Annotated in this window: 14 protein-coding genes; 10 read left to right on the forward strand and 4 right to left on the reverse strand. The window is 37.9% G+C overall.

Annotated features, from left to right (window positions below; genetic code table 11):
- Positions 1-8: 8 nt before the first annotated feature.
- From JEM45_RS00985 to tnpA, 3 genes are all read left to right on the forward strand, one after another.
- Positions 9-905: a class I SAM-dependent methyltransferase gene (locus JEM45_RS00985; protein WP_166626785.1), complete on the forward strand. Its 897-nt coding sequence runs from the start codon at positions 9-11 to the stop codon at positions 903-905.
- A gap of 9 nt (positions 906-914) precedes the next feature.
- Positions 915-2,102, forward strand: a complete 1,188-nt coding sequence (locus tag JEM45_RS00990) for an acetate kinase (RefSeq protein ID WP_198687555.1) — start codon at positions 915-917, stop codon at positions 2,100-2,102.
- Between the two features lie 197 nt (positions 2,103-2,299).
- A complete protein-coding gene (gene tnpA / locus JEM45_RS00995) occupies positions 2,300-2,755 on the forward strand; it encodes an IS200/IS605 family transposase (RefSeq protein ID WP_198687556.1) in 456 nt (151 codons plus the stop codon).
- Between the two features lie 124 nt (positions 2,756-2,879).
- Here the strand turns inward: tnpA and JEM45_RS01000 are convergent, their stop codons facing one another.
- The gene (locus tag JEM45_RS01000) at positions 2,880-3,935 is read right to left on the reverse strand and encodes an LLM class flavin-dependent oxidoreductase (protein WP_198687557.1); all 1,056 of its coding nucleotides are present in this window, start codon (positions 3,933-3,935) and stop codon (positions 2,880-2,882) included.
- Between the two features lie 109 nt (positions 3,936-4,044).
- On the reverse strand, positions 4,045-4,542 hold the full coding sequence (locus JEM45_RS01005; protein WP_166626782.1) for a universal stress protein: 498 nt from the start codon (positions 4,540-4,542) through the stop codon (positions 4,045-4,047).
- Between the two features lie 143 nt (positions 4,543-4,685).
- Here JEM45_RS01005 and ald point away from each other — a divergent pair, with 143 nt between their 5' ends.
- The gene (ald, locus tag JEM45_RS01010) at positions 4,686-5,801 is read left to right on the forward strand and encodes an alanine dehydrogenase (protein WP_235678880.1); all 1,116 of its coding nucleotides are present in this window, start codon (positions 4,686-4,688) and stop codon (positions 5,799-5,801) included.
- A 481-nt stretch (positions 5,802-6,282) separates the two neighbouring features.
- On the opposite strand, the gene JEM45_RS01015 is transcribed toward ald, so the two are convergent.
- Entirely contained in the window at positions 6,283-6,858 is a 576-nt protein-coding gene (locus JEM45_RS01015) for a hypothetical protein (protein WP_026866850.1), read from the reverse strand.
- An 85-nt stretch (positions 6,859-6,943) separates the two neighbouring features.
- On the opposite strand from JEM45_RS01015, the gene JEM45_RS01020 reads away from it, so the two are divergent.
- Both JEM45_RS01020 and JEM45_RS01025 read left to right on the forward strand, forming a co-directional pair.
- Positions 6,944-7,630 (forward strand): metal-dependent hydrolase, encoded by a 687-nt coding sequence (locus JEM45_RS01020; RefSeq protein ID WP_026866851.1) that lies wholly within the window; start codon positions 6,944-6,946, stop codon positions 7,628-7,630.
- Between the two features lie 108 nt (positions 7,631-7,738).
- The gene (locus tag JEM45_RS01025) at positions 7,739-9,001 is read left to right on the forward strand and encodes a DRTGG domain-containing protein (RefSeq protein ID WP_026866852.1); all 1,263 of its coding nucleotides are present in this window, start codon (positions 7,739-7,741) and stop codon (positions 8,999-9,001) included.
- A gap of 33 nt (positions 9,002-9,034) precedes the next feature.
- Here the strand turns inward: JEM45_RS01025 and JEM45_RS01030 are convergent, their stop codons facing one another.
- Positions 9,035-9,406 carry a YtpI family protein gene (locus JEM45_RS01030; protein ID WP_026866853.1) on the reverse strand — a complete coding sequence of 124 codons (372 nt, stop codon included), beginning with the start codon at positions 9,404-9,406 and terminating at the stop codon, positions 9,035-9,037.
- 76 nt (positions 9,407-9,482) lie between these two features.
- On the opposite strand from JEM45_RS01030, the gene JEM45_RS01035 reads away from it, so the two are divergent.
- The 4 genes from JEM45_RS01035 to JEM45_RS01050 all read left to right on the forward strand — a co-directional run bounded on the left by JEM45_RS01035 (position 9,483) and on the right by JEM45_RS01050 (position 15,327).
- Positions 9,483-10,442 carry a DHH family phosphoesterase gene (locus JEM45_RS01035; RefSeq protein ID WP_198687558.1) on the forward strand — a complete coding sequence of 320 codons (960 nt, stop codon included), beginning with the start codon at positions 9,483-9,485 and terminating at the stop codon, positions 10,440-10,442.
- Positions 10,443-10,453: 11 nt separating this feature from the next.
- A complete protein-coding gene (locus tag JEM45_RS01040) occupies positions 10,454-13,600 on the forward strand; it encodes a DNA polymerase III subunit alpha (RefSeq protein WP_198687559.1) in 3,147 nt (1,048 codons plus the stop codon).
- A 66-nt stretch (positions 13,601-13,666) separates the two neighbouring features.
- Positions 13,667-14,905, forward strand: a complete 1,239-nt coding sequence (locus JEM45_RS01045; protein ID WP_198687560.1) for an NADP-dependent malic enzyme — start codon at positions 13,667-13,669, stop codon at positions 14,903-14,905.
- Positions 14,905-15,327, forward strand: coding sequence for a FadR/GntR family transcriptional regulator (locus tag JEM45_RS01050; protein ID WP_166626778.1), 423 nt, complete (start codon positions 14,905-14,907; stop codon positions 15,325-15,327). Before JEM45_RS01045 ends, JEM45_RS01050 begins: the two co-directional genes overlap by 1 nt.
- The last annotated feature ends 7 nt before the right edge of the window (positions 15,328-15,334 follow it).

Raw genomic sequence — 15,334 nt, forward strand, 5'->3', positions numbered from 1 at the left:
GATTTAAAATGGCTAAAACAGCAATGGAAGAAATGTATGAGAATTTAATCAATAGAGTAGAAGAAATCGTAAAAGAAAAAGAAAGTCCTAGATTAGAAGCGCTAGCAGAGGCCTTATTGCAAGTTGAAAGTAAGGGCACTTTTTCGGATAAAAGAAAAGCCTTCCAGTTTGCATATCTTTACCAAGTAAAAGAAGAGCCAGTACAGAGTAACCACCAATTAACACCTGATGCGATTGGGTACTTAGTTGCTCATATTGTAGACTTGTTCACAGATGATAATAAGAAAAATTTAGTCGATATCGGCAGTGGTACAGGCCATCTTGCAATGACGATTAAGGAAATGGTAACTGATTTAAACTTATCAGGGATTGAAGTTGATCCTGCCTTAGCAGAAATTAATGCAAATCTATGTGAGTTTTTAGAAACACCGATGTACATTCATCCACAAAATGTGATTGAGCCGAGTCGCATTCCGATGAGTAATATTGCGGTAGGGGATTTACCAGTCGGTTATTATCCACTACCAGCAGAAAAATATAAAACTGCTTTTGATGCAGGTCAAAGTTACGCACATCTTTTAATGTTAGAAGCAGGTATGAATCTTATTGAAACAGATGATATTGGAATTTTTGTTGTCCCTTCGAATATACTAGAAGAAAACAATGAAACGATTAAGCAATATATTTCAGAAGATGCGACCTTACTCATGTTCTTAAACTTACCGTCAACTATATTTAAGACAGAGAAGCAACGTAAGTCACTAATCGTACTTAAAAAAGGATTCTCACCACTTGTAAATAATGAAGTTTTAATTGGAGATGTGCCTGACTTTAAAGATGCGAGTAAGATGCAGGAGTTTGTTAGACAGTTAAATGAATGGCATGAACAATACAGCAGAAAGTAGTTGAAGCTTATGACTAAAATTATTGCAATCAATGCCGGCAGTTCTTCTTTTAAATTTGAACTGTTTGAAATGTCTGAGGAACAAGAAATTGCCAGAGGACTTGTCGAACGAATCGGATTAGATCATGGTGTTTTTACGCTGTCTTATAAAGGTGGACGTGAAGTATTTGAACAAAACTTTAAAAACCATACTGAAACGGTTAATATCATGTTAGATATTTTAGTTTCTAAAAATATTATCTCATCAATCGACGAACTAGAAGGTACTGGTCATCGTGTGGTACACGGCGGTGAAAAGTTCTCAGAGGCAACTATGATTGACGATAGTGTAGTTAGAGATATTGAAGAATTGTCAGAGTTTGCACCTCTCCATAATCCCGCGAACTTAATGGGGATTAGGGCGATGAGGGAACTTCTACCGGATGTGCCACATATCGCTGTATTCGATACATCCTTTCATCAATCTATGCCTGAGAGTTCATATTTATATAGTTTGCCTTATAAGTACTATAAGGACTATCGAATTAGAAAGTTTGGCTTCCACGGCACGAGCCATCAGTACGTGACAGAAAGAGCAGGAGAAATTTTAAAACGTCCTCTAGAAGAATTAAGGTTAATTAGTTGTCACTTGGGGAATGGTGCGAGTATTGCTGCGGTTAAGGCAGGTAAATCCATCGATACGTCAATGGGTTTCACACCACTTGCCGGTGTGACTATGGGTACACGCTCAGGTAACATTGATCCCTCTTTAATTCCTTATATTATGGAAAAAACTGATAAGAGCGCAGTAGAAGTATTGAATGTTCTAAATAGAGAATCCGGTCTACTTGGTGTCAGTGGTTTCTCAAGTGACTTAAGAGATATAACCGAAGAAGCTAAAAAAGGTAATGATAGAGCGGAACTTGCCTTAGAAGTATTTAGTTCGAGTATCCACAAATATATGGGATCATACGCTGCACGTATGGGTGGGGTAGATGCCATTATCTTTACTGCAGGTGTCGGTGAAAACTCGAGTTTAATAAGAGAAAAGGTCTTAGATAGCCTTGAGTTTATGGGGGTTTACCTAGACAAAAAAACCAATGACGAAACAAGAGGTGTCGAAGCGACAATCAGTCACTCCTATTCACCTGTAAAAGTCCTTGTTATTCCAACGGCAGAAGAAGTCATGATTGCAAGAGAAGTCATGAGACTTAAGTAAAAAATACACTCATCTAAATAGTTAGATGAGTGTATTTTTATAATTAGTGACTTCAGTCGGTTGAGCACGTAGACGTGCGAAACAAATAAACCACACGCTATGCGTGTGGATGAAGTAGCTTTAGCGATAATATGCCCCTTTCTGTATACTAAATAATGGCTACCAACCGCTATTTAGAAAAGAAAGGGGCATATTGAATGTCTAAAGACGACCAAAGTTTATCACATACAAGATGGAATTGTAAGTATCATATAATATTTACTCCTAAGTATAGGAGAAAAGTTGTGTGTGGACAACTTCGAAAAGACATAGGGAAAATACTTAGACGATTATGTGATATGAAAGATGTAGAAATTATCGAAGCACATGCGATGCCTGATCATATACACATGCTTGTGAGAATTCCGCCGAAACTGAGTGTTTCTGGATTTATGGGATATTTGAAAGGGAAAAGTGCCGTACTTATCCATGAACAACATGCGAATTTGAAGTACAAATATGGAAACAGAACGTTTTGGGCGAAGGGATACTATGTGAGCACCGTCGGACTGAACCAAAAAACGATTGAAAAGTATATCAGAGAGCAGGAAGCAGATGACAGGGTGCTCGATTCAATTTCAAAACGAGAATACGTGGATCCATTCAAAAAGTAAAACCAAATAAAAGGTAAAGTGAATAGCGGTTGGCAGTCTTTTGAGAGCTCCCTTTAGGGAGTATGTGCGGAATGAGCCCTTATAGGGCTGAAAAAAAGCTACCCGTTATACGGGTGGATACTTACTATTTCTGGCGTTCGGCTTTGATCTTCTCTACACGTTCATGTACAAGAGGTGCGACTTTTTCACCAAAGAGTTCGATAGTTTTTAGGACTTTGTCATGTGACATGACACCGACTGGAGTTTGTAATGTAAAGCGTTCAACTCCCATGTGTTCATATAAATCGACAATCTTGCGCGCGACAGTTTCTGGACTACCAACATATAGCGCACCGCTTGGATCAGCCATCGCATCGAAAGCCTCTCTTGTATATGTTCCCCATCCACGTTCACGACCAAGCTTAGTCATTGACCCAGATATTGCAGGGAAGAAAAGGTCTCTTGCTTCACCATCAGAGTCCCAAATAAAGCCATGTGAGTTTGTTGCAACCTTTAATTTACTTTCATCATGGCCAGCATCTTTACCCACTTGGCGATAAAAATCGGCTGTTCTTTTAAATTGATAAGGACTACCACCAATAATGGCTAAGACAAGTGGCAAACCAAGTACGGCCGCACGCTGGGCAGATTGCGGTGTACCACCACTAGCAATCCATATCGGAATTTCATCTTGTACAGTTTTAGGGAATATTTCAGCATCCTTTAAAGGTGGACGATGTGTACCTTCCCAATTTATCTTACCGCCTTTTTGCAGTTGTAAAAGTAGGTCGAGCTTTTCATCGAAAAGGGTATTATAATCATTTAAATCGTAACCAAATAAAGGGAATGATTCTATAAATGAGCCGCGTCCTGCCATTATTTCTGCACGACCATTAGAGATGCCGTCTAGAGTAGCAAAGCGCTCGTAGACGCGTACTGGATCATCCGAAGATAAGACAGTGACACCACTAGATAGACGGATGTTTTTACTCATCGCTGCTCCAGCTGCTAATACAACGTCAGGAGAGCTGACTGCATAGTCATTTCTGTGGTGTTCACCAATAGAAAAGATATCTAAACCAACTCTGTCTGCTGTCGCAATTTCTTCTACTAATTGTTGTAATCTTTCTGGATGAGTTGTTGTTTTCCCAGTGACAGGATCTAAGCCTGCATCACCAAATGTGTTGATTCCAAGTTCCATAAGAACCTCCTGAAAATATTATTTTGAATTTGAATTAATTTTACTCGATATACTATAAATAAAAAAGCAATGCAACTCAGAACTGAGTGCATTGCTTCAAATAATTTGATTAGCGGTGTTGTTCTATAAACTCTTCTGTAGCTACTTTTGGTTCAAAGTCTGAAGGAAGTGTTTCTGTACGAACGACTAATACGTCACATTTGGCATTACGTACAATGGCCTCAGAAACTGAACCGATTATGAAACGTTCAACAGCGTTTAGACCTGTAGAACCACAGGCAATTAAATCTGCGCCGATTTTTTCAACTGCTTTTTTAGGGATAACAGATTTTGGTGAACCATAGTCGATGATTTTATCTACAGATTCAACGCCACCTTCTAAAGCAACTTTTTCATAACCGTCGAGTAACTTTTGCGCAAACTCTTGTGCACGAGTTGAAATCGAGCGATCGTATGCTTCGACAGATGCGAAAGATCGTGTATCAATAACATTAATAATAGAAAGCTTTGCGTTGTTACGTTTAGCAGCTTCGACCGCTTTTTGGAATGCCCATTCTGCTTCGTGTGAACCGTCCACTGCAACTAAGATGTTTTTGTACTGTAACATAGTTACCAACTCCATTTCCTATTCTTATTAATCTATACCACATGTATGCGGTACCAAAACTTTATTTTTTAAAGATTATTTTGGGTGCAAATATTAACTTATATGATACAATAAATTTGCTTAAGAAAAAGGGGGAAATTGTAATGATTATTGGATTACCGAAGGAAGTAAAAAACAACGAGAATAGGGTGGGACTAACACCCGGTGGCGTTTACGCTTTTGTACAGGCTGGACACACTGTTCGCGTTGAAACAAATGCGGGAGAAGGTTCATTCTTCCACGATTCAGCATATGTAGAAATGGGTGCTGAAATCGTTGATACACCTGAAGAGGCTTGGGATGTCGATATGGTGGTCAAGGTAAAAGAACCATTAGCAGAAGAATTTGATAGAATCAAAGAAGAGTCTATCCTTTTCACATACTTACACTTAGCGCCTGAAGAAGCGTTAACACAAGTATTAGTCGATAAGAAAGTAACGGCGATTGCTTATGAAACGATTCAATTGCCAGATGGTTCATTGCCATTACTCGCGCCGATGAGTGAAGTTGCAGGTCGTATGGCAACACAAATTGGTGCAGAGCAATTAAGAGCAATCAATGGTGGAAAAGGTATTCTCTTAAGTGGTGTACCTGGTGTAGAAAAAGCGAGAGTTACAATCGTTGGTGGGGGAGCAGCGGGTACAAACGCTGCAAAAATGGCGATTGGTTTAGGCGCTGATGTGACAGTGCTTGATTTAAATCCGAAACGCTTACGTGAACTCGACGATTTATTTGGTTCAAACGTACAGACATTGATGTCTACACCATTAAATATCAAACAAGCAGTAGAAAAAAGTGATTTAGTCATTGGGGCAGTACTTATTCCAGGTGCCAAAGCACCAAAACTTGTTACTGAAGAAATGATTAAAAATATGTCACCAGGATCAGTCATTGTTGATATTGCAATTGACCAAGGTGGTATTTTCGAAACTACAGATCGTATTACAACACACGATGATCCAACATACGTAAAACATAATGTAATACACTATGCCGTGGCAAACATGCCAGGTGCGGTGCCAAGAACTTCAACGAATGCTTTAACTAATGCGACTTTACAGTATGGACTTTTAATTGCGAACAACGGTTACAAAGAAGCTGTAGCTAAAAACCCGGTTATCGCTGGAGGTTTCAATACTTTCCAAGGTCACATTACCTATAAAGCAGTTGCTGAAGCACAAGGTAAAGAATATAAAGATATCTTAGAGTTACTAGGATAATTGCTATAAATTAAGAAAGCGGTGGAGTCGATGGGAGTCCACCGCTTTTTTGAGTTTATCGAGTGAATGGTGGTGGGTTTTGAGTGGGCTTGGTGGGTGGATGGTTGAGTAAGTGATTGCACCGCTTCGAACTGAAAACGAAGCTGACGAATTGCGAGGCCGCCGCTTCGAACTAAAAACGAAGCTGATGAATTGTGCGGGCGCCGCTTCGAATTCAAAACGAAGCTGATGAATTGCGAGAGCGCCGCTTCGAATTAAAAACGAAGCTGATGAATTGTGATTGCTCCGCTTCGAACTAAAAACGAAGCTGATGAATTGTGATTGCACCGCTTCGAATTCAAAACGAAGCTGATGAATTGCGAGGGCTCTGCTTCGAAATCAAAACGAAGCTGACGAATTGCGCGGGCGCCGCTTCGAACTAAAAACGAAGCTGACGCAAAATGAAAAGTCCCCTTAACAAAGCCCCAACATCACTTATTACTTACATCTCATCAATCACACAGACATCAAAGGGAATACTTTTCTTTAAAGCTTCTAGTTGTTCGGCTTTAATTAAAGGAATAATTGAAATTCGTTTTTTTACGTGCATCTTCAGCTTAGCTAGAGGCTGTAAGGCTTTAAAATCACTCAAATCTATTTCTCTTAAATCATATATAATGCCGGAAACATCGTTGTCGATAAAGACCTCGGCTAAGCGGCTATGTAAAAAGTAAGGGACCTTTGTAAATGCGGGTCCAATAATAAAGTGACAGTTACGAATTTCATTTGATAGGGTACTTAACAAAGCTTCGTTCACATCGTGATAATCACGGGTAAAGATCTGATCGACAATAAAGCCATCGACCTCATTTGCTCTGATTGTTTCAATCAATGTATTTTCTAACATAAAAGCATCTGTCTCGTAATTGTTGTTTATAGACATGTAGATTTCAGCTTGTGGTGTTAATGCTTTTTGCATAGAGATTAAAACACTGTTGGGTGCATTAAAATCTGACTGACTAAATAAAACATGGTCGTAAGCTAGTGAAAGGTTATGGCTAAGTGTAATTTGTTTCAACATAATTCTCCTTTACATTTATGATTAGAACTTAATTTTTTAGGGAATGGATAATTATTAAACATTTTCTATAGGAGTGAAAATAATGACTGTAAAATTTCATGGACATGCAGTACTATCATTTTCTAATAACGATTCAAATGTAATTATTGATCCATTTATAAATGGTAATGAATTAACTGATTTAAGGGTTGAAGATGTCAAAGCAGATTATATTATTTTAACACACGGTCATAATGACCATGTGGGTGATACGATTGAAATTGCAAAAAATAATGACTCTACTATCATCGCACCTGTAGAGCTCGCTGACTACCTTGAAGGACAGGGCCTAAACGCTATCGGTATGAACGTTGGTGGTGAAGGTGAGTTTGAATTTGGTTCGATTAAATTTGTTCATGCCTTCCACACATCAAGTTTTACAGATGACGACGGTGTCATCAATTATACTGGCGAATCCATGGGACTCATTCTGAAGATTAATGGAAAAACAGTATACGTGACTGGGGACACAGGTATCTTTGGTGACATGGAATTGATTTCTAAATTGAATGGGCCAATTGATGTGTGCTTCATTCCAATCGGTGGCCATTTTACTATGGGTATTGATGATGCGGTTTATGCAATTAACAACTTCATTAAACCCACTATTGTTGTACCGACGCATTATGATACTTTCCCACCAATTAAGGCGGACCCTGAAGTATTTAAAGATAAGGTCAACACAAACTGTCAAATCCTAAAACCAGGTGAAGCAGTTCAATACTCATAAACCATAATTTATTTTAACCGGAAGCTCAAGCTTTCGGTTTTTTGTTTTCGGACTTTCTATTTACATGCTATGATAAATTTAAGCTGAATTAATGGAAAAGGTGAACTTATGTCTAAACACGATGAAATTTTAAAGTATATCAGAGGTCTAAGGGAAGGTAGCAGTCTATCAGTCAGACAGATATCTGCCTACATGGGTGTCTCCTTAGGCACAAGTTACCGTGCAATCAAGCAAGCTGAAGAGGACGGACTAGTGAAGACCGTTGAGCGCGTCGGGACTTTTAGAATTGTCCAAAGAGAGCTAAAGAATCACGGTAAGATTATGTTTAGAGAAGTGAACCGTGTCATCCAAGGGACCGTTTTAAGCGGGGATAACTATCTCGATAAAGAAATATCAAGAATTTTAATCGGTGCCATGCAGACTGAGGACATTGTAAAATATTTAGAACCCAACGGTTTATTAATTGTCGGGAACCGTGAAAAATCTCAGAGAAGTGCTTTAGAAAACGGAGTGGGTTTACTTATTACTGGTGGCTTTGGCACAGGGAAGGAAATATTAGAACTTGCTGAAGAAAAACAATTACCCGTGATATCGACCACACACGACACTTTTACATGTGCATCAATTATTCATCGTGAAGTGTATAGTTTATCATTATCACAAAATATTGTTACAGCCGGGCGATTGATGGTAAAACAACCTCAGTATACCGTAGATATCAAAGACCTTGGTACTGAAATTCACCCTGAAGATAAGAATATGATATTACTTGATGGCAATCGATTTGTCGGTGCAATCCGAGCAAAGGATTTACCAGAAATGACTGCTCAAAATTACACTTCTTATTTACTACCGGATTATAGTGCTGAAGAAGATACAACGGTCTTATCACTCAGACAAATTATGTCCTGGCATCAATTAAATACAATACCCGTTGTAGAGTCAGGTGATTATAGAGGGATTGTTCACCGCAGAGAAGTATTTAAAAATATCTCATCTAGAAATTTAAAATCTGGCATGTCGACTGACCAGCTTATCGACCGTGAAATTCAAATCGATAGCCATAAGATTAAGATTCGGGTCATGCCATTTATGACAGATGAATATGGATCACTTTCACAGGCGAACTTTATGCGTCTAGCAGAACGATTGATACTCGTCGTGTTACAAGAAAACAATATACACAGTTATCACATCGATACTTATAATATAATGAACTTTAAAGTGGTCCAACTCTATCAAGAAATTGAGTTACTCGGACAAATCATAGACAAGGGTGAGCAATTTATACGTCTTGAGATTGTCTTGAATATTCAAGGTGAAGCTTATTCAAAAGCAACTTTCCTTATCCAACATTTCAATGAAAAATAAAAAGGCTTCCGGACAAACCGGAAGCCTTATGTATTAGCTACGCTTTTTCTTTTTGGCCTGATTCTTTTTCATCGCTTCAAATTCTTGCCATGCTTTTTCTTCTATCGGTAAGTTACCTTTAAAATACTTGCGTGCTTTATTGAAATAATTAAGCTGGAAGCCACCAAAAATAATGAACAATCCACCGATTAAATATGCAACAAAGGTGTGGAATTGGACGATGGTATTTAATCCGAAGACAATCATGAATAAAGCGAGCCATATCCGAGAGATGCTATTATAGTAAGCACCTCGAACGTCTCTTATCGTTCGTATTTTACGAACTTTAAAGACGACGAAGAGAATAAATGTAACAACAATTGCTGTAACTAAAAATGAAACAACAAAAGAATATAAGAATTCCATCCGATACAACTCCAATCTCTTATGTAGTATAATTGATTGATGAATGTAAGTAAATTATTAATGAGGAGTTTTACTATTGTTAAAAGAATTGACGCAGAATTTAAGTGAGTTAAATAGTAAAGCAAAGGACGTTTTAACACTAATTGAACAACATGACCAAATTGTGATTTTAAGACATCAAAAGCCAGATCCGGATGCCTACGGTGCACAACTTGGTTTACGTAACTACTTAAGAAATAAATATAAAGATAAGGACATCATTGCACTTGGTGGCTTAGAACCTTCTCTGGATTTTTTAGGAGAAATGGACGAAGAAAAACCCCTGAACTCACCACTTATTATCGCAGTGGATACAGCAAATCTCGACCGTTTAGATGGCACAATAGAAGCAGGTAATAAGTTAGTAAAAATTGACCATCATCCTGATGTTGATCCATTTGGAGATTTGTCGATCGTTGAGACAGCTGTTTCTTCTGCAAGTGAACTGCTCTATTTGTTGATGGATTTATGGGATACTCATCCTATAGATAATGAAGTAGCAGCTTGTCTGTATATGGGTATTGTCGGAGATACAGGTCGCTTTTTATACAACAATACAAGTCCTTTAACATTACAAGTTGCTTCGAGATTAATCGACTTTGAATTTGATGCAGCTAAGTTAAATAATCAGATGCATCAGTCCACAAAGAAAGCCTTTATGTATAAGGGTTGGTTGATAAGTCAAGCTGTCTTCTTAGACTCAGGTATTGCTTATACTTATGTCCCTGAAGAAGTTATAAAAGAATTCGATCTCTCTATGTCAGAAGCAGGGTTAGACGTCAACATATTTAGAGATATAGACGAAGTGAAAGTATGGTTCCTAGCCTTAGAAGATAAAGACCAGATTAGAATACGATTACGCTCTAAAGAGATCGTAATTAATGACATTGCCGGGGAATTTGGCGGTGGTGGTCATCCACTTGCCAGTGGGATTAGAGTAAGTGACAAAAATGAGCTCGAGGCGTTGATTGAACGAATAGAAGAAAAACTAGTATAGGGTGTGTCTGTATGCTTAATTTGAACGTTCATAGTGCATTTGACTTTTTAAATTCAAATATAACGCTAAATCGTTTGTTAGAAACGCTTAAAAACGATGGCCAAACTGCAGTCGCAGTGACGGACTTCAACCGAATGCATGCAGTCTACCAGTTTATGAAAACGGGTCAAGAGGAGAATATCCATGTTGTGCCAGGAATAGAAATCCTAGCAGAGGATGGCTTAAATGGTATTCCCTTAGTTTTATTAGCTAAAAATGAGGAAGGGTATTTAGAACTCGTCCGTTTAAGTGCGATGTTGTCATATAAAGATATCGAACGGACGCCACTCGCTTACCTTATTAATAATATAAGGAACTGTATTGTGATTGGTAAGACACAGTCTAGTGTTGGGCTTTTAACAAAACTTGAAACGAGTGAGGAAGATCAGTATCTTTCCTACCAAGTTGAAGGACAATATAAGAAAGTTTATATTCAGGCGAGTCATTACGTAAATCGTGATGAACGTGGGGCGTTAAAGGTATTAAATGCGATTCGTGATAATGAAAAAATTAGCGCGGACTCCATACATTCTTTGAGTGGAAATGACTGTATTCAAATATCTTCAATGCTAGATGACCGTGCAGCCTCTTTTTTAAAGAATAACGAAGAAATATTCAATAAGTGTCAAGTACCACTTCCTCAGGTTGAACATACCTTACCTGCCTTTGACAATCCTTATGATGAACCATCTAAAGACTACTTGTGGCGCGTGTTGATGGAACGTTTTAAAGCGCTCGGACTAGATAGGAGAGGGCCTGTATACAAAGAGCGTTTGAAATATGAGTATGATGTCATTGTCTCTATGGGCTTTGAAGACTACTTTTTAATCGTACAAGATTTGGTGGCTTTCGCTAAGAAGCAAGGCATCTACGTTGGGCCAGGTCGTGGATCTTCATCTGCCAGTCTCGTTTCATTTACCCTAAATATTACTGAAGTTGATCCGATTGAGCATCAGCTCTTGTTTGAACGGTTTTTAAATCCAGAACGTGTCAACATGCCAGATATAGATATCGACTTTGAAGATTCAAGACGAGATGAAGTTGTCACTTATCTGATTGAGAAATACGGCCAGATGCAAGTCGGTAATATCGTAACCTACGGGACACTGAGTGCAAAAATGGCAGCCCGTGATGTTGGTAGAGTGCTCGGTTTTACTGAAGATGAATTAAAATTAATGTCCAATTTAATTCCTTCGGATTTAAATGCAACTTTAAATCAAGCTTTCGATACAGACCGTTTTAAACAACTAGAAGAGAATGACAGTAAATATAAAGTTTTAAAAGAAGTCGCCTTAAAAATTGAAGGGCTGCCAAGACACACCTCCACACACGCTGCTGGGATGGTGTTAAGCAGTAAGAAATTGACCGACTCTGTGCCAATTATTTTTGTTGACCAGCATGTAATGACCCAGTGGCCAATGAAAGATGTTGAGTCTGCTGGGCTCTTAAAAATTGACTTACTTGGCCTTAAAAACTTATCGCTTATCCGATATATGATACAGGGCGTTCACCGTCACGATAAAAACTTTTCTCTAGATGACATCAAAGAAGATGCGCGTGTTTACAAGATGTTATCCCTTGGCATGACCTTAGGCATATTCCAGTTAGAGTCAACTGGAATAAGACGTGTGATTGAAAAATTTAAACCAGAGAGTCTTAGTGATTTAGCCGCAGTACTTGCCCTCTATAGACCGGGTCCAATGAAAGAAATAGACAATTTTATATATCGTAAAGAAAATCCGAAAACAATCGCATACCCACACGAAGACTTAAAGGAAATATTAAAAGAAACATTTGGTATCATCGTCTATCAGGAACAGATTATGCAAATTGCTGGAAAGATTGCAGGCTTTAGCTATGGACAAGCAGATATATTAAGACGTGCCATGAGTAAAAAGGACAAAAATATCTTAGCTGAAGAGCGTGAACACTTTATAAATGGCGCCTTAGATCAAGGATACAGTCAAGCGTTGGCAGAGCAGATATTTGAATTGATTATGGAATTCGCAAATTACGGTTTTGTAAAAAGTCACGCGGTTGCCTATAGTAAAGTGGCTTATATAATGGCTTACATTAAATTACATTATCCATCGATTTTCTACTCCGTAATATTGACGCATCACCGCTCTAATGAAGATAAAATTAAGCAAGTTTTAAGTGAAATCAAGATGATGAAAATTAATATTCTTCCACCTGACATCAATCGTTCCAAATGGCAAAATATCGAGAGCGATGGTATCCTTCTCGGATTTTCAATGATTAGTGGAATTTCAAAACTACTCTATGATGCCATACAAAAAGAACGTCAAAACGGTAATTTTACAGATATATTTGATCTTGTTAGCCGTGTAAATTTCAAATTCAATGAAAAAATATTGAGAAACTTAATTGTTTCAGGTGCACTCGATTCATTTAAAGAGAATAGAAAAACTATGTTACAAACCATACCGAATGTACTCAATAATGCAGGTGACGAATATCATCATGAATCATTTTTAAGTTCTCTTGGGTTTAGTATTAAAAAAGATTTCCATTATACAGATGAGATGTCTCAAGGTGAAATAATTCAAGGTGAGAAGGAGACACTCGGTTTTTATATTTCCGATCATCCAGTCTTACTGAAGCATCAAGCTTTAGAATATATCCCTTTCTCATTTATTCAACAGCATAAAAAACACGCGAGTTATCTTTTGTTTATCGAAGAAGTTAAAACCATCAAGATTAAGAAAAGTGGTCAGAACATGGCCTTCTTAACACTATCAGATGGGTATACATCAATAGATGGTGTTATATTTGCTAAGGAATATTTTAAATATCATCCTTTACTGAATGAACCCATTGTGGTCGCAGTGGCAACCATGGGTGAGCGTAACGGTAGGGATCAACTCGTCATCGATCGCTTGTACACACCTGAAACATATAAGGACGCTTACATTAAACGGACCAAGAAAATTTATATTAGAAATCTACAAAAAAGTGATATTGAACCATTTCTTTCAGCTGAGGGGATACCGGTTCTAGACTTTGAACGTCATTCAACGATTGGTTATATAGAGGCAATAAATATCAGCGGATTAATTGATACAATTGATTATGAAAATTTCAGATTAATCGTATAAATATATTGTAAAACGGGTAGGTTAGTGATAATATACCGTGGTATGACCACTATAGGAGGAAATGATTTGTCACTTAAAAGCGATGCATTAGAACTACACAAAGTTAACCAAGGAAAATTGTCCGTAAACTCAAAAGTTGAGATTAAAGATAGACAAGCACTATCCCTTGCATATTCACCTGGCGTAGCTGAACCTTGTAAGGAAATTTACGAAGACGAAAGAAAGATCTTTGACTATACAATTAAAGGTAATACAGTTGGTGTTGTTACAGATGGGTCTGCTGTACTAGGCCTTGGTAATATTGGTGCTTCTGCAAGCTTACCAGTGATGGAGGGTAAGTCTATCCTTCTGAAAAATTTTGCAGGAGTGGATTCATTCCCAATTGCTCTTAAAACAAATGACGTCGATGAGATTGTTAATACTGTGAAATTGATGACACCAGTATTTGGTGGAATCAATTTAGAAGATATCTCAGCACCGAGATGTTTTGAAATTGAAGAACGTTTAAAAAAAGAAGTCGATATTCCAGTATTCCATGATGATCAACATGGTACTGCAATTGTGACTTTAGCTGGTTTAATTAATGCGATTAAGCTGACTGGTAGAAAATTATCTTCAATCAAGGTTGTACTAAACGGAGCAGGTGCAGCTGGTGTGGCAATTGTTAAGCTCTTACACAGCTTTGGTGTAAAAGATATGATCATGTGTGATTCACGTGGTGCAATTTATGAAGGTCGTCCAAGTGGTATGAATCCTATAAAAGAAGAAGTCGCTAAATTCACTAACATAAATAACAATGAAGGGAATTTAGTCGATGTGATCGAGGATGCTGATGTATTTATTGGTGTGTCAGTCGAAAATGCAGTGACTAAAGAAATGGTTCATTCTATGAAGGAAGATCCGATCATCTTTGCAATGGCTAACCCAACACCAGAAATTATGCCAGATATTGCACATGAAGCAGGTGTTAAAGTAATTGGTACGGGGCGTAGTGACTTTCCGAACCAGGTTAATAATGTGCTCGCTTTCCCAGGTATCTTCCGTGGTGCCTTAGATGTACAGTCGACGCATATAAACGAAGAGATGAAGAAAGCGGCAGTGTTAGCAATCGCAGATATAGTAACAGACGAGGAACTTAGTCCTGAATATGTGATACCGGATGCTTTTCACCCAGAGGTGGCACCTACTGTTGCAGAAAAAGTGGCAGAAGCTGCTATGAATACTGGGGTTGCCCGTATCAAGGTTGAGCCTGGTGAAGTATATGAAAAAACAAAAAAATTAATAAGTGAGTTATCAGTGAACTAATGGAAAATAAAAAAGGTCTCGAAACGATTCTAGAAGAAATCGACAAAATCATCGAAGATCAAAACATCGGTATCGGCGAGAAGATACCAAGTGAAAGATATTTAAAAGAACGACTAAATGTAAGTCGGCAAAGTGTCAGAGAAGCTCTAAGAGCCTTAGAACTCATAGGTGTAATCTATGTTAAAAGAGGCGAAGGGACTTACTTAGCAAATATTGACAATCATCAACTGTATAAATTAATTGCAAAGTATTTAATCCATACTGAAAAACAGTATGAGGAGCTTAATGAACTCATGCATATGATCGATTTTTATTACGAACATAAATATCAGGGTATGAAGACGGTAAAAGACGACGATAATCAGATCGTGCGTAGAATTTATTCTTTACTCGAAAAATATGCAGACAGACATAAAGCGTGATTTAATG

Origin of the sequence: Jeotgalicoccus sp. ATCC 8456 (assembly GCF_016313225.1) — a bacterium.
GTDB lineage: Bacteria > Bacillota > Bacilli > Staphylococcales > Salinicoccaceae > Jeotgalicoccus > Jeotgalicoccus marinus.